This is a genomic window from Marinobacter sp. H13 (assembly GCF_059072335.1).
The window spans coordinates 4,566,118-4,588,027 of record NZ_JCACRU010000001.1; the positions used below are offsets into that span (position 1 = coordinate 4,566,118).

A 21,910-nucleotide genomic window follows, 5' to 3' on the forward strand; every position below is an offset into this window, starting at 1 on the left:
TTATGGAACTGTTTGATCTGCCTCTTATCTGGGCATTCATTATCGGCTTCGGCATCATCATGTATGTGTTGATGGACGGGTTCGACCTGGGCGTGGGCATTCTCTTCCCCTTTGCTCCGAACGAGGAAGCCCGCGACACCATGATGAATTCGGTGGCCCCGGTGTGGGACGGCAATGAAACCTGGCTGGTGCTCGGTGGCGCCGGTCTTCTGGCGGCTTTCCCTATGGTGTATTCCATCTTCCTGCCGGCTCTGTACATTGGGGTGTTCCTGCTGCTGGCCGGGCTGATCTTCCGGGGCGTGGCGTTTGAATTCCGGTTCAAGGCCCGCACCTCGCGGTATCTCTGGAACTGGGCCTTTGCAGGCGGTTCAACCGTTGCGTCTTTCGCTCAGGGCGCTGTCGTCGGCGCCTATATCCAGGGTTTCGAAACCGCCAACGGCGTTTTTGTAGGTGGCGCATTGGACTGGCTCACGCCGTTCACGGTGCTGACAGGCCTGGGCATGTTGGCGGGCTACGCCCTGTTGGGTTCTACCTGGCTGATCATGAAAACCGAGGGCTACCTGCAACAGTGGGCCTATAAGATCACCCTGCCCTTGCTCCTCGCGGTTCTTGTAGTCTTTGGCATCATCGGTGTCTGGACACCCTTTGTGGATGACATGGTTCGTGAGCGCTGGTTTTCCAACCTGACCATCATCTGGATTCTGCCGGTACTGACTTTGCTGTGCGCCATCCAGATTTACCGAGCGGTTCGTGATCGGAAAGACGGCATGCCGTTCGTGGCTACCATGGGGCTGTTCATCACCACCTATCTGGGCCTGGTTGTCAGCCGCTGGCCTTACGTTGTACCGCCGGAATATACCCTCTGGGAAGCGGCGTCTGCCTACGAATCCCAGCTGTTCCTGTTGTTGGGCCTGCTGTTCGTGATCCCGATTGTTCTGGCCTACACTGCCTGGACCTATTGGGTCTTCCGCGGCAAGGTGCGCGCCGGAGAGGGATACCACTGAGTGGCGGAGTCACTGGCCAATGATGGCGGGGGAGATTCCCCCGCCACTGACCAGAAAGCCGTCAAAGGCTGGCTCGCGCAGCTTGCCCTCGGCAATCGCCTCTGGATCCGCAGTGCTGTTGCAGCGGGCACAGTGGCCGGCATAGCGACCATCATCCAGATGGTTTTGTTGGCCCGGATAATTCATCTGGGCGTGATTGACGAGGTCCCTATTGCGGACCTCACTCCCCTCTTCCTTGGGCTCATTCTCGCACTGGCGGTTCGGGCACTTGGCCAGGGCTTTCAGACGCGTTTTGCTGCCCGTTGCAGCGAACAGGTACGGCGGGATGCCAGGCGCCAGCTCCACAAACACTGGCAGGCCAACGGCCCGGTAGAGCTGGGCCAATTCTCCGCAGGCACCCTTGCCCGGGAATGGATTGACCACGTGGAAGCACTGCACGGTTATTTCGCCCGTTTTCTGCCGCAAATGACGCTGTCGATGATCGTGCCCCTGCTGATCCTCGTTCTCGTGTTCTGGCTGGACTGGCTGGCCGGTATTTTCCTGCTGTTGTCTGCACCGCTGATTCCGCTGTTCATGGCGCTGGTGGGCATGGGCGCGGAAAAGCTAAACCAGCAGCACTTCGAGACCATCAGCCGGCTCTCCGGGCAGTTTCTGGACAAGGTGCGCGGGCTAACCACCCTCCAATTGTTTGGCCAGACGACGGGCGCTGCAGAACTCATTCGCAAACGGTCCGATCACTATCGGCGCGTTACCATGAAAACACTGCGGATTGCGTTTCTCTCGTCCGCGGTCCTGGAGTTCTTTGCCTCAGTGGCCATTGCCGTTATCGCCATTTACATCGGTTTTGGTTTGCTGGGCTACATCACCTATGGCCCGTCCGAAGATCTCACGCTGTTTTCCGGGCTATTGATTCTGTTGCTGGCCCCGGAGTTCTTCCAGCCCTTACGGACGCTGTCACAGCATTATCACGATCGCGCCGCGGCCATGGGCGCGGGCACAGAAATTCTTGAACGGCTTGGTTCGCCAGCGCACTTCGACACGTCTACGGATAGCAAACCGGTGGCGGGCGCGGATGATCGCATCGAGTTGCGGTCCGTCAGCAAACGCTTTCGGTCGGATCAGCCCGTGATTCAGGATCTGGCGCTGACCATCCAAAAAGGCGAAGTGATTGCCCTCACCGGCCCCTCGGGCGGCGGCAAGTCTACCCTGCTGCATCTGCTGGCCGGTTTTATGGCACCGGATACCGGTGAGCTCCACCTGTTTGGCGAATCAGCGGGAAGTTTCCGGTTCGGCTGGCTGGGGCAGAAAGGCTTCCTGGTTCAGGGTACCTGGGCCGATAACCTCAGACTGACTACGCCAGATGCCTCCGATATTGCCATTGAAACCGCCCTGCGCAATGTCGGCCTTGGTTCCCTGCTGGACAGCCGGCAACAGGGCATCTACAGCCCGGTATCTGAGGAGGGCCAGGGCCTCTCCGGCGGACAGGCCCGGCGGCTGAGCCTGGCGCGTATTTTCCTGGCAGATTATGACCTGATTCTGCTGGATGAACCTACCGCGGGCCTCGACAGCGACAGTGAGGTGTTTGTGCTGGAGGCGCTGCACAAACTGGCGGTAGCCGGCAAGACCCTGATCTTCTCCACCCATCACCAGGCCTTGCTCACACTGGCAAACCGGGTTCTGCTGGTCTCCGGCGGGGAGGTTCGGGATGCGTGAGCTGAAACCATGGCTGGAGCTGATCTTAAAGCGGCCCGGACGCCTGGTGGTAGGTGGTTTTCTGATTCTCGCTACCCTGCTCTCCGGCATTGCGCTGTTGGCTGTGTCTGGCTGGTTCCTTACCAAAACGGCGCTGGTGGGATTGCTCCTGGCTGCCGGGGTGGCGGCCACTATTAACCTTTACGTGCCCGGTGGCGCTATCCGGTTTTTCGCTGTGTCCCGAACAGTGTTCCGGTATCTGGAACGGGTATATAACCACGATACGGTTCTGAGACTGCTTACAGATATTCGCGTGAACCTGTTCTCTCAGCTGTCCCGCGCCACGCGCGTACGCCGGGGAGAGCTGAGTGGCGCCCAGTGGCTCTCGCGCCTGACCAGCGATGTCGATGCCCTCGATACCCTGTACCTCCGGTTGATCGCGCCTACGGCTCTGGCTGGCCTGGTAACCCTCCTGGTGGTGGTGCTGGCAGCCATTCTGTTTGATGTTGGAACCGCTGTACTGGTAGGCCTGCTTCTTGTGATTGCCCTGGCGGTCGCAACGGTTGGTGTTTACCTCAGAACCTGGCAACTTGCGGCCCGGCAAAGCGACCGGCAGGAAGAATTGCGAACGGCGGTCATTGAACATATTGAAGGTTTCTCCGAACTAACTGCGGCCGGTCGCACTGGTAAACATGCTGCCTGGCTTATGCGCCAGGCCCATCAGGTAACCTCAGAGCAGGCAAAAACGGATACCCGCGTGGGCTGGCACCTGGCCGGAACCCATCTGCTGGTAAATCTCTCTGCGGTCCTGGCGCTCTGGGCGGGTTTTGCCCTGTTCCAGGCGGGCACGCTATCCGGGCCTGTGCTGGTTTTACTGCCCATTGCTCTGCTCGGACTGGCTGAGGTCTATGCCATGCTGCCTGATGCCTTTGGCAAGCTCGGAGCCACCATCGCTTCCGCGGCGCGCCTGAACCGCGATTGCCGCGAAGAGGAACGGCAGGCTGTCAACGAAAAGCAAGAATTGCCGCTGGAAACCGCCCTTCTTGCAGACAACATTGCGGTGAAGCACGCCGGTTACGCGCCGCTGTTCACGCGCTTCAATCTTGAGATTGAGGATGGCAAACGCATCGGTATTCTGGGCCACTCCGGCAGCGGAAAATCTTCACTCGCCGATGTGCTAGCCGGCCTTTTGCCGGTTGCTCAGGGAAGCCTGGCGCGGAGGGATTGCGTTTACCTGACCCAGAAAACCGTGCTGTTTGAAGACACGTTGCGGGCCAACCTGTTACTGGGCTCTCCGGAGGCTTCGGACACGGAACTCTGGAGCATGCTGGAGCAGATGGAACTGGCTGAGCGCTTCGCTACCGAACCGGACCAACTCGATACCTGGCTGGGCAGCGCCGGAAGCAGGCTCTCAGGTGGCGAGGCTCGACGAGTGGCGCTGGCACGGGTGTTACTGAACCCAGCTCCCCTGGTCATACTGGATGAGCCGTTCACTGGCCTGGATGCCGAGACCCGGTCGAGGATAGCAAAACGGATGGAATCGCTTCTGGAAGGGAAAACCGTGGTCAGTCTCGCACACGGGTCGGATGCCCTTCCGGGCACCGACCGTGTGATCTACCTGAGTGGTTAGCGGGTTTCGAGAACCTCAAACGTCAGCCCCGCCTTGCTGGTAAGCCTGTCCATCAGCTTGCCATCCAGCAGAGAAGACGGTGTCCAGAACCCACCCGGCTGATCCGCCGGACTATCGAACGCCAGGCACATGCCCGCTTCGCCCAACATCTTGCCGGTGGAACCGTAGCCCGGATCCTGATCGCCGGTCACTTTGGTGATGATGGTCTTGCCGTCCTCGGTGCGACCAACAAAGCGCAGATCATAAAACCCCGCTTTCTGGGCTTCGGGGCTTGGGCCTTCGCCCGGCTGGGGGACAAACTTCTCCACCAGCCAGCGAGTCGGTTTGATCGCCGAGGCGGTAAAGAACGCCGCCAGGCCGCCGGTGATCGCATAAGCAGCCAGCCGGCCCTTGGTGCCACGACCGGTCATCATGGCTTCATCGTAGGTGAATTCCTTGCCGTACCGCGCGTTCTGCATGGCATTGGAGCGATGCACCACCCGTGTATTGATGGCGCCCATCACGAAGGGAGCAAGCCAGGCGTTGAACGTCTTATCAAACTCGGCGCCCTTGAGGCTGGGCTGCCGGGTCTTGGAGCGATGTTCCGGCGGGCAGATGGAAAACGGGTTGGCCAGCTCCTTGCGCAGCTTCGGATCCGCCGCCGCTTCCTTCGCCACATTCATCATGGAGGCAACCGTACCGCCGGAGAACTCGCCCTTGGCGGTCTTGACCCGCATGCGGACATCCTGGCACGGCATTCCGAACGTCTGCTCCGCCTGATTCTGCAGGAACCAGACGCCCATGTCAGAGGGAATCGAATCGAAACCACAACAGTGGACAATGCGCGCTCCGGAGGTTTTCGCCTCCGCCTCGTAACGCTCCACCATCTTGCGAATCCATTGAACTTCGCCGGTGAGATCGCAATAGTCCGTGCCAGTCTGTACGCAAGCCTTGACCAGCGGCTCGCCGTAAAGCGCATAAGGGCCGACCGTGGATATAATCACGCGGGTCTGCTCACACATGGACTTGAGTGCTGCGTCGTCGGCGGCATCGGCAAGAATCACCGGCAGATCCCTGGCTTTGTCGCCTAGGCTACTCTTCAGCGTATTCAGCTTGCTCTCGGAGCGTCCGGCAATCGCCCATTGTACCGATTGGCCTACACCGTAGGTCTCGAGCAAGTAACGGGTAAGAATCTGGCCGACGAAGCTGGTGGCACCGAACACCACCAGATCATGGGCTGTTTCTGCGGATTTGGTCATTGCTCTTCCTTAGTAAACAGTGATGACAACAGAAATTGATAACGAATCAATGGTATTTTAGCGAAGCCCGGCAACCGCTTTCTCGCCCATCAGACGCATGAATACGGCAACACCCAGGCCCCAGAAACCGTTGAGGAGCAAGCCGCCCACCCAGGTCTGGGCCGAGACATCTAGCCCTTTCAGGGGGAATACAACCAGCATGGCGACTGCGGTGGGACCTACAGCCCCTACAATGACATGCCCCAGCCAGAACTTCACCCCTGCCAGGCGCCCAAGGATCAGCCACAACAACATGCCCCAAAGGCCACCAAAGAACGCCAATGACACAACCTGGGGCACACCCAGCGGCGGCACCGGTGACAGGTTGAAGGGCGCTGCGGGCACGATGCCCCCGAGCCAGAACAGTGCGAACAGGCCCTGATGAAACACCAGGGTTGCGAGAAAACCACTTGCAAACGCCTTGAACCAAACCATGAACAATCCTCTGTTGGTATGAATAGTCGGCCTTAACCCGTTGATTCTGCGTAGCTCATTGAACAACTGCAACCAATGTTAACAGTTTTGAGCGCTCGTTCTACTTTCCCGGCAACACCGGTAAATCCGTCTTCACGGCCAATCGTTTGTCATACTGCTTGGGGCACACTGGCAGGCAGAGCAAGAAAACGATTTCCGGAGGTTCGAATTGATCACCTTTTTAACAGTCTTGAGCATCCTGCTTGTCCTGTTCAGCGGCTTTGTCTGCTGGCAGGTTCTTGAACAGCGCAAAGTGATCGCCCGAATGATGGAGAACGACGATATCGCAGATTCCGAGCAGGAACCGGAGCTGGTTATTACGCTTCGGGTACTGGATCCGATTGCCCTGGCCAAGCGGGAGTCACGCTCTGCCCGAGTGCTTGCCGACAAACTCCCCGTGATGGTTCGCAAAATGGTGTACCAGGAAGTGATGAAAGAACTTGAGGAAGAGATGACAGAGCGCGAAATCGACGTGGATATGCAGATTGAGTATCGATGATCGCAATGTGTGACTGGAGGGCCCCATCATGAACCTGGCCGCAATCGTATTGTTGCTGCTATTGGCCTTTTGCGGATTCTGCATCGCCTACTGGCAGCTGCTGCTCTGTCGCCGTGAAGCACGGATTCTCAATTCCCACCGTGTGTCGGCGCACAGTGCCATCCAGAAAAGCAGAATGGATCTTCTCGAGGTCCGGAACCGGGCGCGGTTGCTGGAGGACTCGGTTTCGGGTGGCGCGAGCGCCGTAGAAAAGCTGCACAAAGCAATCTCGAACACGACTTTCGGGCTGATTGATCTGTTCTCGAAGGATGAAGAGTTCCGGCAGACTGCCCGCAAAGCTCGGGCCACCCATGACCAGAAGAGTCAACAGATCTACAAGACCGTGCGCACAACCAACAAGGCCCTGCACATCCTCGCCGATACCCTGATCATCGGGAAAGCAGAAAGGCGGCTCGCCTCCCGCAAGAGCGGCAAGGCTCAGGGTTCCGACGACGGTCAATGAAATTCGGGGGTTAACGCCTTTCCAGGCATTTCAGAACCACGTCGACTGTCACCACCAGTGATTCGAGCGAAGCAGCCTTCTCAAGGCCCTCCGAGTTGGCCCGATAAAGATGGGGTGTCATGGCCAGGAGATCGGCGATGCTGTCCTGGTCCGGAAGACTCAACGGGAACCTTAGCACGGTCGAATCCAGGGTCCGGAAGCCCTCGGGATCAACTATCTCAGTGTCTGCGGGTGGTTTCAGTTCGGGATAAATGATTTCACGCAGTTCCCGAAGATGGTCTGCACCGGCATCCACCTGCATCACCTTCCCGCCAGTCTTGAGCACTCTGGCGAACTCGCTGTAAACCGGAAAACCGAACAGGCAAAGCACGAGATCCAGGGATTCCGGCAGTATTGGCAGGTTGGCATTGCTGCCAACCACCCACCGGGTCTGTTTGTCCTGTTTGGCCGCGGCCAGAACCGCCCACTTGGAGATGTCGACGCCGATCATGGAGATATCTCTGGCGCCAGCCAAGCTCGCGAGGTGTCGAAGGTAATAACCTTCACCAGAGCCTGCGTCCAGAATCGATCCAGTGCCCTCGCTCGGGAGCCACTGCAATACCTGATTGCTCACAGCCTCGGCGATCTTTGTGTAGAACCCTGCATTCAGAAACCGTTGTCTGGCTGCGACCATTTCCTTGCTATCACCCGGGTCCAGGGAACGTTTCTTTTGAACGGGTAACAGATGCACGTAGCCCTGCCGGGCAACGTCGAAGCTGTGTCCGTTCTCGCAACGCCAGGTCTTTTCGCTGGGCGCCAGTGGGCAGCCGTCCAGTGGGCAGGCTAAGGCATCAAACGGCATCGTGGTCATGGTTTGTATATCCGGTTCAACCGTGGGGGTCAGATATGATGGCAGGTATTCTGGCTTCACCCAAAAGAAAAAGGCACCCGAAGGTGCCTTTTCTCAAGCCAGGCAGAAAGTTACAGAACTTTCTTCAGCTCTTCTTCAAGCTGCGGAACGGCTTCGAACAGGTCCGCTACCAGACCATAATCAGCAACCTGGAAGATCGGTGCTTCTTCATCCTTGTTGATCGCAACGATCACCTTGGAATCGGACATACCGGCCAGATGCTGGATGGCACCGGAAATACCCACAGCGATGTACAGCTGCGGAGCAACAATCTTACCGGTCTGGCCAACCTGCATGTCGTTCGGCACGAAACCGGCATCGACAGCAGCACGGGATGCGCCAACCGCAGCACCCATCAGATCGGCTACCTGCTCCAGCATCTTAAAGTTGTCACCGTTCTGCATGCCGCGACCACCGGAAACCACGATACCGGCGCTTGCCAGATCAGGGCGGTCGGACTTGGCCAGCTCTTCGCTAACGAACTGGGACAGGCCAGCGTCTTTTACAACGTCCAGCTGTTCAACGGCAGCGGAGCCACCTTCAGCAGCAACCGGGTCGAACGCAGTCGGACGAACAGTAACGACTTTGATGCTGTCACTGGATTTTACAGTGGCAATGGCGTTACCAGCGTAGATCGGGCGAACGAAGGTGTCTTCGGACTCCACGCGCATGATGTCGGAAACCTGGGCAACGTCCAGCAGCGCAGCAACGCGCGGCATGAAGTCTTTGCCCACGGTGCCAGCGGCGGCGAGAATATGGCTGTAGCCCTTGCCTACTTCGGCAACCAGCTCACCCAGGTTTTCGCCCAGGAAGTGACCATAAGCAGCGTTGTCGGCAACCAGCACCTTGTTAACGCCTTCGGCCTTCGCAGCTGCTTCAGCAACGGCACCACAGTTCTCACCGGCAACCAGTACGTCGATGTCTCCGCCGATGGCCTTGGCAGCCGCTACAACATTCAGGGTAGCCTGTTTCAGGCTGCTGTTGTCATGTTCAGCAATTACAAGGATGCTCATTTAGATCACCTTCGCTTCGTTCTTCAGTTTATCGACCAGCTCGGCAACGTCGGCCACTTTCACACCCGCCTGACGGGAAGCAGGCGCTTCAACCTTCAGGGTGGAAAGGCGCGGAGCGATGTCGACACCCAGATCAGCCGGGCTCATGTTGTCCAGCGGCTTCTTCTTCGCCTTCATGATGTTCGGCAGAGAAGCGTAGCGCGGCTCGTTCAGACGCAGGTCGGTAGTGACAACCGCAGGCAGGTTCAGAGCAACGGTCATCAGACCACCGTCTACCTCGCGGGTTACGTTAACCTTGTCGCCCTCAACAACCACTTCGGAAGCGAAAGTACCCTGACCCATGCCGGTCAGCGCGGCCAGCATCTGGCCAGTCTGGTTGTTATCGGAATCGATGGACTGCTTGCCAAGAATGACCAGCTTCGGCTCTTCTTTCTCAACAACAGCCTTGAGCAGCTTGGCCGCTTCGAGAGACTGAACCTCCTCGTCCGTTTCGACGTGGATACCACGGTCAGCACCCAGCGCCAGCGCAGTACGAATCTGCTCCTGGGAGGCTTTCGGGCCAATGGATACCACCACGATTTCACTGGCAACACCCTTCTCTTTCAGGCGAACGGCTTCTTCTACCGCGATTTCGCAGAACGGGTTCATTGCCATCTTGACGTTGGCGAGGTCAACACCGGTGTTGTCCGGCTTGACGCGCACCTTTACGTTGTAGTCGATTACTCGTTTTACAGCGACCAGAACCTTCATAGATTCCTCGTTCTTCTACGATGGGTTTATGACTTGCAGTCCTCGCGCAGAGCCTGCCGAAATTCAATGCGCACTAATAATGGAGGCAACACACGGCAGAATCAATAGCCTCAAACGACGCGCCAGGACTGAACTTTCAGCCAATTCCCCGGTATTGACCGGGGACGGCAATGAGACGATACTAGATTTCGACTCAAAACACACGATGTTTCAGTGTGCTCTTACAATGCCAAAGGACAGGGCGAATTTCAAACAAACGTTTGTTTGATTCTTCAAATACGGTATCCTTTTGGTTATGCAAGTCGGGACAAACGGCTTGGGGCAGTCGTCTATAGGCACTTTTACCGGTATGATGGCGGCCCAGAATAATTGGCCTGCGGGCACATAATATCCATTAAAGATGTTTGAGGAGACCAACGTGGAACGCGAATCGATGGAATTTGATGTTCTGATCGTCGGCGGCGGCCCGGCGGGCCTGTCGGCAGCGTGCCGTGTCATGCAACTGGCACAGGAAGCTGGCGAGGAACTCACCGTATGCGTTGTAGAGAAAGGTTCTGAGATCGGCGCCCACATTCTGGCCGGTACCGTATTCGAGCCCACTGCCCTCAACGAACTCTTCCCGGACTGGAAAGAGAAAGGCGCTCCGCTCAACACGCCCGTTACCCGGGACGACATTTTCCTGCTGAAGAACCAGGACAGCGCCACCAAGATCCCGAATGCGTTTGTGCCCAAGAACATGCACAACCATGGCAACTACATTATCAGCCTGGGCAACCTGTGCCGCTGGCTTGCCGAACAGGCCGAACAGCTTGGCGTTGAGGTGTATCCCGGCTTTGCCGCGTCCGAAACCATTATTGAAGACGGTCAGGTAAAAGGGATCATTACCGGCGATATGGGCGTGGCCCGCGACGGTTCCGAAAAAGACGGCTACATGCCAGGCATGGAACTGCGCGCGAAGTACACGCTGTTCACCGAGGGCTGCCGCGGTCACCTGGGCAAGCGCCTGATCAACGAGTTCAAGCTTGATGAAGGCAAAGACCCGCAGCACTACGGTATCGGTATCAAGGAACTGTGGGATATTGATCCGGCCAAACACGAGCCGGGCCTCGTAGTTCATACCACCGGCTGGCCCCTGAAAGAAACTGGCTCCACCGGTGGCTCTTTCCTGTATCACCTCGAGAATGGCCAGGTATATGTGGGCTTGATCACCGATCTGTCTTACAGCAACCCGCATCTGAGCCCGTTTGAGGAATTTCAGCGGCTGAAGCTGCATCCGGAGATCAAAAAACACCTGGAAGGCGGCAAGCGCGTTTCCTACGGCGCCCGTGCAATTACCAAGGGTGGCTACAACGCTCTGCCCAAGATGAGCTTCCCGGGTGGTCTCTTGCTGGGCTGTGATGCGGGCACGCTGAACGGTTCCAAGATCAAGGGCTCCCACACCGCCATGAAGTCCGGCATGTTGGGCGCCGAGGCAGTTTTCGAAGCGCTGAAGGACGGCAAGAGCGGCGAAGAGATCAGCAGCTTCCAGAAGAAATTTGAAGACAGCTGGCTGTTCAAGGAGCTATACGCAGAGCGTAACTTCGGCCCGGCGATGCACAAGTTCGGCAATATAGTCGGTGGCGCCATCGCCTACTTTGAGCAGAACATCCTGCGCGGCAGCCTGCCGATTACCTTCCACGATACCACTCCGGATTATGCCACCATGAAGCCGGCAGCCGAGTGCAAGAAGGTGACCTATCCCAAGCCGGATAACACCCTGACCTTCGATCGTCTGTCCTCGGTGTTCATTTCAAACACCAACCACGAGGAAGATCAGCCGGTTCACCTTAAACTGACCGATCCGGAACTTCCGATCCGCGACAACCTGCCTAAATACGATGAGCCTGCGCAGCGCTACTGCCCGGCTGGTGTTTATGAAGTTGTCGAGAAAGACGATGGCGGCGGAAAGCGCTTCCAGATCAACGCCCAGAACTGTGTTCACTGCAAGACCTGCGACATCAAGGATCCTGCACAGAACATTAACTGGGTAACTCCGGAAGGGGGCGGTGGCCCGAATTATCCGAACATGTAAGTCCGGATTCCGGTAGAAAACGGCCCCTCGCGGGCCGTTTTTTTTGGCATAAAAAAACGGCTCCCGAGGGAACCGTTTTTCGTTGCGCTTCAGAAAAGCTTAGTGAGCGTGGCCGTGCTCTTGCTCTTCGTCAGTCGCGTCGCGAGCTTCTACCACTTCTACGTCGAAGTGCAGAGTCTGGCCAGCGAGCGGATGGTTGGCGTCGATGGTGACGGTTTCGTCGCCAACTTCTACCACACGAACGACCTGGGGGCCGCCCGGGGTCTGCGCCTGGAACTGCATGCCCGGCTCGATGGTATCGACGCCTTCAAATGCAGAACGCGGAACCGGCTGGATCAGCTCTTCGTTAACTTCGCCGTAGCCTTCAGCAGGTTCTACAGAAACCTTAACCTGATCGCCTGCGTTCTTTTCGTTCAGTGCACTTTCCAGTCCACCGATAATGTTCTGTGCACCTTCCAGGTAAGACAGAGGCTCACGACCTTCTACACGGGAGGAATCAAGCTGCTCTCCCTGATCGTTGGTGAGCGTGTAATGGATGGTGACAACACGAGGTTGGGCCATGTGATCTCCTTGCGTGTCCGCAATGACTGTTTAATTGATTTAGGCAATCGAAAGTGATCGTGAACAGCCAGACTGAACAGAGGGACTAACGACCACCGGGCCTCGTTAGAGAGCCAGGCTCATAACAAGTATGAAAACACAGTTTAACAACTGAGCTAATGCGTTTTCTACCGTAATTCTGGGGCCGTGGTACGGGTTTTCAACCACCCTGCCCGATTTTGTAGAAAATTCCGTGGCTGAATACCCCAAGAACCGGGTGTCCGTCTTCATTCCGTTCCACAACATGCTCCGCCAGGTCGTAATAGGCTGCGGTTACCAGTCGCGCTTCGACCCCATGGCGAACCTTTACCACGGGTCTTGGCTCATCGGAGCCCGGATAGGTAGTCACTTCCAGTGGATGGTCCTGGCCAATCTCGAGGGTTTCGCCGACATTGGTGGTCAGGGAAATGACCTGACGGTCGCTCTCTCCAGTCACGGTCAGGGAATGGGCGAGCAACGGCGCATCCTCGACTTGGATGCGCCACTTTTCAACGGGCGTCACCAGGTAGTATTCGCCGTCGCTTTCCCGGCGGAGAATGGTGGAAAACAGACGTACAATCGCTTCTCGAGCCAGCGGCTCGCCTTTGAAGATCCACTGACCATCGCGGCTGATGCGAAGATCCATATCCCCGGAAAGCTCGGGGTCCCACTGATCAATGGGTGGATTCCCGACCTTCTTCACGGTTTCCTCCACCTGCTTTGCAAGATTATCCGGATTCATGCTCATAACGGTGGCTCCCGGCCATCTGAATTACAACCCGCGCATCCACTCCGCGCGCAACGGTGCTGCACCGGGGTTGGTAATGGCGAGGTTTACCTGGTCCAGCATTTTCTGCTTGTCACGGCCCAGCGTGCCTTTCAGCACGAGGTAATTTGAAGCGTGATCACTGCGGAAGATGGTCTTATCCAGCTCAAGATGCTCCAGGAAGAGGCGTATCTCTTCAAAGAGCCCTTTTTGGGACAGCGGCACGAAATCGTCTCCGAAGCCCTCCCGGAAACGTTCTTCTCCCTGTGGGAAACTGACCACGAGGGTGGAAAGATAATCCGGCTGTGTCTCGTTGCAGAGCGTTGCGGTATTGATCGCGTGCTGGCGCGAAAGGTTTTCTCCGCCCAGCCCATTCAGCACCATGACAGAGCTCGTAAGACCCGCCTCACGGATTTTCAGCAGTGCCGAGCGGGTGGATTCCCAGGTTTCGCCCTTGTTGACCCGGCGCAGGATTTCATCATCGCCGGATTCCATACCGACATAGAGAATTTCAAGGCCTGCATCCTTCAGTTGAGCCAGTTCTTCTACGGTCTTTTTCGCGAGGTTGCGGGGCAGACAGTAGCTGGAAACCCGCTGAAGATCCGGAAAAGCCTCCCTGAGCTGACCCAGTATTTCCAACAGGCGACGGGTCGGCAATACCATGGCATCACCGTCTGCAAGAAAAACTCGGCGCACGCCACCCAGGCTGCGAGCCGCATTACGGATGTCCTGGAGCACATCTTCAGGCTTGCGGGCCCGGAATTTCTTTTGCGGCTGCGTATACATCTCGCTGCTATAACTATAAAAACTATCCCAATCGAGTGAGTGAGTGCGTAAATGCTCATTTTCTATATTAGTACCTGTACTAAACATGAATACTAAAACTCTCGTTGGGACTACCTACCAAGATTGAGGACAAAGCCCGCTCGCCGCAAGAGGCGATAAAAAAGGATCTTATGCTCACCCAGTGGTCGCAAATCGAACATTACGACGGGATATTTGACAAGATTTCCTGCACAGAGCTCTATCATTTCGCATATTCGTGTTTTGAGTAGACATAAATCCTAGGGTAGGCTCAACTGAAATCACCATGCTCAATTTTTTGAAGCACCGACGCTATCCGGCAACAACCGTCAGGGGTACCCAGCAGGTCGCAAGGTCTTTCATCTTCAAGCCCTGGAATCGGGCGCTGGATCCACTCCAGTGCTTGTTCCCGAGATTCCAAGATTCGTATCGACTGATGAACAACGTCGACTGAGTGCCGCGTGATGACCAGTTCCAATCCAATCGGCACCATCCGTTCCCACTCTCGAAGCGTGTCTGGAATCGGGGCGTCTGGGTCACACTGGGACACGAGATCACCCAAGTTGTAGGATTTTCTTTCCGTCATCCAGATCCCTCCGACTTGGCATCAAAAGTCCATTCTCCACCGAACAATCCACAAAAGGAAGGCGTCTTACGTTGCTCATATCGCGGCCTGTGGGCACTAGCGAGAGAATAGTAAGCTAAGAGTCTCCACATCAACATAAATTGGCTGCGCTTGGGTCGCAAAGCGAACATTCAGATGGTCCGATAACGCCAGCGGTATCCGGCACCGCAGCACAGGGAACCATAGCCCGAAAGCGATATGGTGTCCGGTTGACCGCCCGGTTAGGAACCGTTTACCCGTTGTTTTGCTTTTGGTACTCATTATCGAACGCCAACTCCCAATACTTTGTACCAGCTTGACCCAAAGCACCAGGAACCAGAGTACCGAACAAGCAGGCTTTCCCTTAGGCTAAACGGGATAGCCACGCAACCTTTGGACTGAATAACCGGCCGAAGGCGATAACCGACAAGGGGTGTGTTACTGCCGATGCCAAACCCCTGAACCGCCCTAACGGCCATCGGAGAGAAATTCCTGGTCAAACCACAGAGCAGACCGATAGCGTCTGGCCCCAAGGCCAACCTGATGATGGCCTTAGATCTGCTTTTGAATCCCTCTAAGAACGGGGGATTACTATTACTCGCCTTTAGCACCAGATTGAAGATCGCCTAGACAACTATTGATCTCAGTAATTGATAAGAAATGTCCTTTGGCATACACACTTCCAGCTCTTCTTACTAGGTTGATTAAAGACGGCATTTCGTGAATTGTGTCGAACAACTCAAGGAAAAATCGTGCAAGACGCTCTTCACGGGAAAGTTTTTCATCATTTAGTTGGATAGTAGACGCGATAAGACAGCATGTATAAAAAACGGACAGGGTACCACTACCGTGCCGGAGTTTTAGCCGGCCTTCAGAATCGATGACCTCCCCGGCGCGCATCGCACCTATTAAGTTTGCGATACAAATTTTCTTGATTATTGAAAGCGCGTTTGGAATGCAACTAAGTTCGTCCTGATACCTTATTAAGGCATCTTTCAAAATCTCGTCATGAGCGACTTCTTGACTGAAAGCAAGTTGGATTAAGTGCTCAATAGTTATCGAACAGGGAAAGTCATGGAACAAATGAAGTTGAATTGCAGTGGCCATAGCTTCAATTTCGCGATTTGCACCAAGCTGCACCGAAAAACGAGAGACATTGACTGAACGCCCGCCTTTCCCACCCAGCAATCTTGCAAAAAAAGGATCGATCGACATCCAATCTAAATCGTTTGAAAACGCGAGAATAATACTCGATTCAACGGACTCATCGATTAAATCTCGACACTCATTAATTTCCTCTGGAAGGTCAACTGAATTAGGCGATTGGATTTCGGATGATTCGATAATAAATTTCATCCACTCCTGAAGATCAACGGTACCGTTATAGATTTCTGTACTACCTGACCGGATCAATTCCCCGTCGTCGGTCAAATCAATCGTCAAGTAATCGTCGCGATTAACATCATCAATCCAATTCTCTATGATAGCCTTAGTTTCTCGTGTAATAATCGTCGATATTCCGCTTGACCTAAACGTCTCAGAGAGTCCAGAATAAAAAATATAAGTTATTGACCATATATCTAGAATTATTTCTGTAGGATTTTCAGAACCAAAACTTGGGATGCCCGAGTTTTTGTATTTACGATCGAAAAGTATTGCGATCATACCCTTAATAGGATTAGAGAGGTCGAACCGCTTACCTCTCATGTATATTGGAATGTCTGAATTTTCTAAGATAGGATCAGCATCTTTCTTAAGAAACTGCATCTTCTTCTTTATACTGCTTATAAACTCCTCAGGGTCCGCTGGCATCGTGAAACTTTGAAATGAATCGGTACCATCATTGATTGAACTCCTAATCTTCGTAGAAATACGAAAAACACCAACATATGGAGGAAGGAATTCGTTTACCTCATACTCACTCATACCAATATTAAATTTGCTGCCTTTGCTTGAGTTGAGCAGGGCATCACCTAAAGGAGTACGAGAGTCTATGAACGCTGAGTGTTTGTATTCTGGATTTTTAACTATGAGTTTCAGCTGTTGTTCACCATCGACTGTATAACTGACGGCCAACACGCAATCGTCAACAGTATCACGAAGATCAAGATTCTGCCCCTTCATTTCTATTACAGAAAGATGGAAGTCAGTGATAAGCCTTGCCGACCCTTCTGGGTCTTCAAGAAACCATTTGATCAACTTGGTTTCCATCAGTTCAACGTGCCCTTGGGCAAGGAATTCAGATAAAAGCCTAGCCGCATTTTCTGAAGGCTTGTCCAAAATATCGGTAGATATTAAATCAAGTATACCGGCAATCTGTGAATCATCAGCACCTTGTCGTCTATTTAAATAAATCAAATTAAACCATGATTCGATCGACGTTGGTTTAAAGTGTAAGGCATTTTTTATAGCACCCACTGCATCTGGTAAATGGTTAAGAGTCTCCTGCTTTTTCGCCTCAATTCTCCATACATTATAATTCCAATATTTTTTTGGAATTCGATCCAGTGTCACACTTAAAGTATCCAGTTGAGTACTGTGTAAGAGCGCGTGCAAATACAATTCGACGAGTGGTGAGAGCCAGAGGTTACCCGTTGGTATAAAATGACTCAGTATCTTGCATGCAGGCGTACTTAAGTTCGCTTTCAGGAGATGGTGACAAAGTGCGTGAATTCTGAAAGGATTAATATCTTTTAGGGAATCTTTGTGATCGTCCAAGAATCGATCACTTTTCTCTCGTAACTGCAATCTCTCTTTTGGGTTGCTTTCCAGCACAAATGCATGCAACTCAAGCTCGACAAAGTCTTTAAGTAAAGCGCTATCTTCAGTAACGCCCCCGCCACTGTTAATCCACTCCTTTATTTTCTCCTTATCGCCAACATTAAGAAGAATCGCAGATTCATCAATGCTAATATAATTGCTTTTCAGTATCTCTGAAACTTTGTTTCTTCGAAAAATCTCATCTCTTTCGCACTTCCCAATCAAAAATGGTAGGCCATCTGAGTAATCAAAGTTTCCCGAGTTAAAGCCACGAATTGCCTTAGCTATATTTGGAGTTGTTTTCTCAATGGTGGCAATGAAATCAGTACAAATATCTAATAAATCAGAAATTTCACCGGCAGAAAATTCTAGGAGGTTGGCCGACCAAATAAATAGGCGATGCTCCTTCCCTTCAGTAAAATTTATTAAATCAATGATCTCATTGCAAATCCCAAGAAGGATTTGGTAGTTGTCATGATTTAATGTCCAAAAATTTTGAACGCCCTCAGTTTTAAAAAAGGATTGTATTCTACATGCAATATTAATCGTTTTACTATTGACACTATCATATTGATCTACCAGGTGGTCAGATAACTCCTCAGCAACTTCTGGCTCACCAACTCGTAGCAACCCCCTAATGAGCCCGCAAAGCACAGGCTCAGAAAATTCAAACCGCGTCCTCTCTGCTTCTTCACTGAGGCGGTCGATGTCTGCGACATATTCAAGATAGGCTTCCTTGCTTAGAAATTCTTCTTCAAGGGGGATTCTGATACCTGAAAAGTCCGGGGAATCCCTTGTAGCAATCGCTCTGATCAAAGTAGCGTTCGCTAAATCCTTTGCGAACGTACTCTTACACCCCGTCCTTAGCTCATTTAGTTTCTTGAAAGATGCCTTGGTATCTTTACCTACGGCAAAGTCCGTCAGGATCTTTATTAACTCCAGCAATTTCCTGGCCTCGCCCTCTAAACGCGACGAACCCTCTAGAGCTTCTACTGCCGCTTCGGCAGAATCGGTGATCCGATGCCGGATAAAAACTAAGATCTGTACCACTGAGCCTTCGATATCATCTACCGAAATACCGGGGGAATATATTTTATCCCCAGCTACATTGTCCCCTTGCCCTTTATGCTCTTGAGTTACTTGTGCTTGGCAACCGGAAGAAGTATGGGGTTCACGCTCAATCATCCTTCACCACTTTATCTCGACCCACGTTGTCACCAGTTCCATTGTGTATTTGGTTAATATTTGTTTGATTTGAAGGCTGTATTTCTTTCATTAATTGGGTCAAACGATCTGAATTCTGAATTTTCCTCTTGATAGCAGCTTCACTCATGTCCTGATTTATACCTATTCCATTGATCTCATTGGCAATTTCGTCAGCCGAGTCATCATCGAGAACCCACTCTTTGAGGCGGCTTTTAAGTGCTTGCCCTGTGACCTTCGCCTGGTATTTAAGAACATCATAGATTACGCCGGATAACACTGCTGCTGACATTAAATCCAACATTTTACTTTGTACTCCAGTTCGTGGTGTCTTGATTTATATGGCACGGGTTTCGTTCATATTGACAGGTTATTGGGCGGACAGATTTTAGCATCGGTATTGGATCGACCCTTTCCCGCAGACTGGTTCGATGTCTTTAGCAGAATCTCGTACCCAAAAGATGGTGTGAGAAGAATTCTAGTCTACATAACCGGTCTTTCTAGCCCAAGTTTTGACAGGCAGCTCAAATCCGGTCGGACGGGAGATAACTTTGGACTTACCGCAACAACCTGGATACGCACCATCAGTTAACCCTCTCGAACTCTGGCTGATTCTGCACCCCTTTTCGTGGCCACGTTGAGAAGGAGCTTTTCAGGATATCTTTCTAAAGGCAAATGTTCGCTTTTGTTTAACGACTGGAGAAGCCTGATCGAAACCCGAGGGTGATCATCGACCGGGGCTGGCAGCGTCTGCGGCATCCACAGTGACCAAGGAAACAAGTTACGCAGCTAGATCTCAATACTCTCAGCTATCTCCAGAGCATCCTCGACCTCGACACCAAGGTACCGCACGGTGCTCGACATATTTGTGCGTCCCAACAGCAACTGGACGGCTCGAAGATTCTTGGTCTTCTTGTAGATCAATGTCGCTTTGCTACGTCTCATTGAATGGGTTGCGTAGACTGAAGGATCAAGTCCAATGCTGGTAATCCACTTTTTGACAAGACGGGCGTATTGATGAGTGGTGATATGGTCATACTTTCGCATCCGGCTCGGCCACAAATAATCCATACCCGACAGTCCGCGCAACTCGATCCATGCTTCGACCGATTCGCGAGTCTTTTTGGTTATCTCAAACTGAACAGGCTGACTAGTCTTCTGCTGGATGACTTGCGCCCGATCCAGAACCTCACCGTTTCTGGAAATATCTCGAACCAAAAGCTTTACCAGATCGCAGGATCGAAGTTTGCAGTCAATAGCCATGTTAAACATCGCCAGCTCGCGGATGTTCTTCGCTATCTCTAGACGAATACGGACAGCCCATATTTGTTCGAGTTTGAGCGGTAGCTTCTGGCCGACGAGCTTCCCTTTGTTCCAGGGAGCTTTGCTGGTAGGAACCGTCATGACGTGGCCCTCTTCGGAGGGTAAGGGCCTTTAAGTATGGTTCAGAAAATTGTTCCCTGCTGGCCAGCCTGGTCGCAAAGCGGACATTTAGAATGGGCGGACAACGACCGGCACAGCCAAGCTAATGCCCCACAACTAAAAGCCGGATACACCTGACAAACTGTAATGCCCAGGCGCTTACTCGCTGAAAAGAGCGGCGCGTTTTATCCCCTCATGAGAAATTCGGGCTAGTCCACGAATTACCTCAGAGGACAAAATGTTTAATTTTCCGATAGAGAGTGGCTCGTGTTATTCCTAATTCTCGAGCCGCGGCACTGACGTTGTGATTGTGTTTCTCGAGCACACATCGCACCGCTTGGCGCTCCGCAGCGGCGAGTGTGCCGCCCTCGCCTACGTCCACATCCGCAGTATCATTTTTGGCCTTGATGTCCTCGGGCAAGTGCTCAACATCGATAATTCCCTGAGTAGAAAGCGCCTGGCCAAGATTCAGTGCCTGCTGGAGCTCTCTAATATTGCCTCTCCACGAATGGTGCCTTAAGAGATTGCGAGCCTCAGCTGTCAGAATTGGCGGGGAATCTTCCTGTGACATTGATGCCAGCAAGTGATCAATTAAAGCATCGAGGTCTTCACGCTCCCGCAGAGCAGGGAGCTGCACCCTGAGGCCATTGATTCGGTAGTAAAGATCGCTCCGAAAGTCCCCACTCTCCATAAGCTCATCAAGGTTCCGATGTGTCGCACAGACCAGAGAAAACGAGACGGGCCGAGACTTCTCTTCTCCAAGCTTGGTGACAATGCGTTCTTGCAAAACACGTAACAACCGTGCTTGAAATTCTACCGGCATATCGCCTATTTCATCCAGGAAGAGCGTACCGCCGTTCGCTTCCTCAAATTTCCCCTTGGCACCCCCACGTCGGGCACCAGTAAAAGCGCCGTCTGCATAGCCAAACAACTCTGATTCTATCAGGCCGGCAGGAATAGCCGAGCAGTTCACGGCAACAAACGCGCCTTTTGAAGAAGGCCCATTGGCATGTAGCGAGCGCGCTAAAACCTCTTTGCCTGTTCCGGTTTCCCCAGTCACCAGAACCGGAACTCCAAACTGAAAGGCCCGATGCGCCTTGTCGAAAAGTGGTTTTGTAGGCTCGCCCACGTAAAAAGACTGAACGATGTCCGGCCGTCTTTGCTGTGGCATCGAGTTGACGCTCAAAGGCCCTTTGCGAAGACTTTCAACTTTAAGAAAAAGCCTTGCCCCATTGTGACATTCAACCTCAAGAGGGCTTTGTTGTGATCCCTCAATCTCGGCAGCGCGGCATGAGAATAAGTCTTTGAAACAGACATGACTCTGCATCTTCTCGAGAGAATCGATATCCAGCATCTGCCTGGCCGAGGGGTTTGCACCTAAAACTTCACCATCCTCGCCGAAATGTATCAAACCACGCATAGGTGACTGCGTAAGCTCCGGGCGATAGTGAAGCGCGAGGACTAAGGCGCCACGCAAATCGTCGACCATTCGATTCTCAACAGACCGAGTTGCGAGCGCAACTGCCTCAAGAATCCCGACCGGTCGGCCATCATAAGGTTTCGAAGCATTCAAAGCCCCGACCAGCGTCCCTGCAGGGTCAAAAATGGGCACTGCCACGCAGGATAGATCGCGGAGAGAATGCAAGAAATGCTCACTTCCACACACAAGCGACGGCCTGCCTTCTATCAAAGCGCAACCGGGGGCATTGGTTCCAGCTATATCCTCTGAAAGGTCCATACCAGGATTCAAAGCGGCTCCCAGCAATTCGTAGCAGGGACTGTCATTGCCGAAATATTTAATGCTGTGGCCTTCTCTTTCCACACACGCCAAAACCCAACCTGCAGAACTGATTGCACGAAACAACCGATGCATTTCAGGCTCCGCAAATGTCATGAGACGCTGATGTTGATTGCGGATATGAGAAATCTGGTCGAATTGCGCGGCCTCAAGTAAGAGCTGATCAGAGGGGG

Annotated in this window: 18 protein-coding genes and 1 pseudogene; 6 read left to right on the forward strand and 13 right to left on the reverse strand. The window is 53.3% G+C overall.

Annotated elements, in window-relative coordinates:
- Positions 1-2: 2 nt before the first annotated feature.
- From cydB to cydC, 3 genes are read left to right on the forward strand one after another with little or no spacing between them, the layout of a single operon-like run.
- Positions 3-1,004: a cytochrome d ubiquinol oxidase subunit II gene (gene cydB, locus AC5JQH_RS21290; protein ID WP_493805958.1), complete on the forward strand. Its 1,002-nt coding sequence runs from the start codon at positions 3-5 to the stop codon at positions 1,002-1,004.
- Positions 1,005-2,717: a thiol reductant ABC exporter subunit CydD gene (gene cydD / locus AC5JQH_RS21295; protein ID WP_493805959.1), complete on the forward strand. Its 1,713-nt coding sequence runs from the start codon at positions 1,005-1,007 to the stop codon at positions 2,715-2,717.
- A complete protein-coding gene (gene cydC, locus AC5JQH_RS21300) occupies positions 2,710-4,326 on the forward strand; it encodes a thiol reductant ABC exporter subunit CydC (protein ID WP_483241570.1) in 1,617 nt (538 codons plus the stop codon). The genes cydD and cydC overlap by 8 nt, the downstream gene beginning before the upstream one ends.
- Here cydC and AC5JQH_RS21305 read toward each other — a convergent pair.
- Both AC5JQH_RS21305 and AC5JQH_RS21310 read right to left on the reverse strand, forming a co-directional pair.
- The gene (locus AC5JQH_RS21305) at positions 4,323-5,564 is read right to left on the reverse strand and encodes a saccharopine dehydrogenase family protein (protein ID WP_493790885.1); all 1,242 of its coding nucleotides are present in this window, start codon (positions 5,562-5,564) and stop codon (positions 4,323-4,325) included. The genes cydC and AC5JQH_RS21305 overlap by 4 nt on opposite strands.
- 57 nt (positions 5,565-5,621) lie before the next feature.
- On the reverse strand, positions 5,622-6,038 hold the full coding sequence (locus tag AC5JQH_RS21310) for a hypothetical protein (RefSeq protein ID WP_014577128.1): 417 nt from the start codon (positions 6,036-6,038) through the stop codon (positions 5,622-5,624).
- A gap of 208 nt (positions 6,039-6,246) precedes the next feature.
- Between AC5JQH_RS21310 and AC5JQH_RS21315 the strand changes: the two genes are divergently transcribed.
- Positions 6,247-6,576, forward strand: a complete 330-nt coding sequence (locus tag AC5JQH_RS21315) for a hypothetical protein (protein ID WP_041645222.1) — start codon at positions 6,247-6,249, stop codon at positions 6,574-6,576.
- 28 nt (positions 6,577-6,604) lie between these two features.
- Entirely contained in the window at positions 6,605-7,078 is a 474-nt protein-coding gene (locus AC5JQH_RS21320; protein ID WP_273071137.1) for a hypothetical protein, read from the forward strand.
- Positions 7,079-7,088: 10 nt separating this feature from the next.
- Here the strand turns inward: AC5JQH_RS21320 and AC5JQH_RS21325 are convergent, their stop codons facing one another.
- From AC5JQH_RS21325 to AC5JQH_RS21335, 3 genes are all read right to left on the reverse strand, one after another.
- Positions 7,089-7,928 (reverse strand): putative RNA methyltransferase, encoded by an 840-nt coding sequence (locus tag AC5JQH_RS21325; RefSeq protein WP_273071138.1) that lies wholly within the window; start codon positions 7,926-7,928, stop codon positions 7,089-7,091.
- 110 nt (positions 7,929-8,038) lie between these two features.
- Positions 8,039-8,980 (reverse strand): electron transfer flavoprotein subunit alpha/FixB family protein, encoded by a 942-nt coding sequence (locus AC5JQH_RS21330; protein ID WP_069183602.1) that lies wholly within the window; start codon positions 8,978-8,980, stop codon positions 8,039-8,041.
- On the reverse strand, positions 8,981-9,730 hold the full coding sequence (locus AC5JQH_RS21335; protein WP_008171627.1) for an electron transfer flavoprotein subunit beta/FixA family protein: 750 nt from the start codon (positions 9,728-9,730) through the stop codon (positions 8,981-8,983). It lies immediately after the preceding gene.
- A 418-nt stretch (positions 9,731-10,148) separates the two neighbouring features.
- Here AC5JQH_RS21335 and AC5JQH_RS21340 point away from each other — a divergent pair, with 418 nt between their 5' ends.
- Positions 10,149-11,801, forward strand: coding sequence for an electron transfer flavoprotein-ubiquinone oxidoreductase (locus AC5JQH_RS21340; RefSeq protein WP_092033721.1), 1,653 nt, complete (start codon positions 10,149-10,151; stop codon positions 11,799-11,801).
- Positions 11,802-11,900: 99 nt separating this feature from the next.
- Here AC5JQH_RS21340 and AC5JQH_RS21345 read toward each other — a convergent pair whose 3' ends face one another.
- From AC5JQH_RS21345 to AC5JQH_RS21380, 8 genes and pseudogenes are all read right to left on the reverse strand, one after another.
- Entirely contained in the window at positions 11,901-12,362 is a 462-nt protein-coding gene (locus AC5JQH_RS21345; protein ID WP_008171631.1) for an FKBP-type peptidyl-prolyl cis-trans isomerase, read from the reverse strand.
- A gap of 199 nt (positions 12,363-12,561) precedes the next feature.
- On the reverse strand, positions 12,562-13,128 hold the full coding sequence (locus AC5JQH_RS21350) for a DUF1285 domain-containing protein (protein WP_008171634.1): 567 nt from the start codon (positions 13,126-13,128) through the stop codon (positions 12,562-12,564).
- 24 nt (positions 13,129-13,152) lie between these two features.
- Positions 13,153-13,935: pseudogene (locus tag AC5JQH_RS21355) on the reverse strand (radical SAM protein); the annotation flags it as partial.
- 286 nt (positions 13,936-14,221) lie between these two features.
- Positions 14,222-14,536, reverse strand: a complete 315-nt coding sequence (locus AC5JQH_RS21360) for an antitoxin Xre/MbcA/ParS toxin-binding domain-containing protein (RefSeq protein WP_092033719.1) — start codon at positions 14,534-14,536, stop codon at positions 14,222-14,224.
- Positions 14,537-15,148: 612 nt separating this feature from the next.
- Positions 15,149-18,499, reverse strand: a complete 3,351-nt coding sequence (gene gapS6b, locus AC5JQH_RS21365; protein ID WP_349344121.1) for a GapS6b family protein — start codon at positions 18,497-18,499, stop codon at positions 15,149-15,151.
- The gene (gene gapS6a / locus AC5JQH_RS21370; protein ID WP_138437830.1) at positions 18,492-18,821 is read right to left on the reverse strand and encodes a GapS6a family protein; all 330 of its coding nucleotides are present in this window, start codon (positions 18,819-18,821) and stop codon (positions 18,492-18,494) included. Before gapS6a ends, gapS6b begins: the two co-directional genes overlap by 8 nt.
- Positions 18,822-19,306: 485 nt before the next feature.
- Positions 19,307-19,921, reverse strand: coding sequence for a tyrosine-type recombinase/integrase (locus AC5JQH_RS21375; protein ID WP_138437831.1), 615 nt, complete (start codon positions 19,919-19,921; stop codon positions 19,307-19,309).
- Between the two features lie 244 nt (positions 19,922-20,165).
- Positions 20,166-21,910: sigma-54-dependent Fis family transcriptional regulator (locus AC5JQH_RS21380; RefSeq protein ID WP_493805960.1), on the reverse strand; the 1,745-nt coding region annotated here is incomplete at its 5' end.

Excerpts from the sequence above, each read along its gene's own strand:
- gapS6b (WP_349344121.1), bottom strand. The coding sequence starts at position 18,499 with ATGATTGAGCGTGAACCCCATACTTCTTCCGGTTGCCAAGCACAAGTA.
- AC5JQH_RS21375 (WP_138437831.1), bottom strand. The coding sequence starts at position 19,921 with ATGACGGTTCCTACCAGCAAAGCTCCCTGGAACAAAGGGAAGCTCGTC.
- cydB (WP_493805958.1), top strand. The coding sequence starts at position 3 with ATGGAACTGTTTGATCTGCCTCTTATCTGGGCATTCATTATCGGCTTC.
- AC5JQH_RS21350 (WP_008171634.1), bottom strand. The coding sequence starts at position 13,128 with ATGAGCATGAATCCGGATAATCTTGCAAAGCAGGTGGAGGAAACCGTG.
- AC5JQH_RS21310 (WP_014577128.1), bottom strand. The coding sequence starts at position 6,038 with ATGGTTTGGTTCAAGGCGTTTGCAAGTGGTTTTCTCGCAACCCTGGTG.
- AC5JQH_RS21320 (WP_273071137.1), top strand. The coding sequence starts at position 6,605 with ATGAACCTGGCCGCAATCGTATTGTTGCTGCTATTGGCCTTTTGCGGA.
- cydC (WP_483241570.1), top strand. The coding sequence starts at position 2,710 with ATGCGTGAGCTGAAACCATGGCTGGAGCTGATCTTAAAGCGGCCCGGA.
- AC5JQH_RS21345 (WP_008171631.1), bottom strand. The coding sequence starts at position 12,362 with ATGGCCCAACCTCGTGTTGTCACCATCCATTACACGCTCACCAACGAT.
- AC5JQH_RS21335 (WP_008171627.1), bottom strand. The coding sequence starts at position 9,730 with ATGAAGGTTCTGGTCGCTGTAAAACGAGTAATCGACTACAACGTAAAG.
- gapS6a (WP_138437830.1), bottom strand. The coding sequence starts at position 18,821 with ATGTTGGATTTAATGTCAGCAGCAGTGTTATCCGGCGTAATCTATGAT.
- AC5JQH_RS21305 (WP_493790885.1), bottom strand. The coding sequence starts at position 5,564 with ATGACCAAATCCGCAGAAACAGCCCATGATCTGGTGGTGTTCGGTGCC.
- AC5JQH_RS21325 (WP_273071138.1), bottom strand. The coding sequence starts at position 7,928 with ATGACCACGATGCCGTTTGATGCCTTAGCCTGCCCACTGGACGGCTGC.
- AC5JQH_RS21330 (WP_069183602.1), bottom strand. The coding sequence starts at position 8,980 with ATGAGCATCCTTGTAATTGCTGAACATGACAACAGCAGCCTGAAACAG.
- AC5JQH_RS21360 (WP_092033719.1), bottom strand. The coding sequence starts at position 14,536 with ATGACGGAAAGAAAATCCTACAACTTGGGTGATCTCGTGTCCCAGTGT.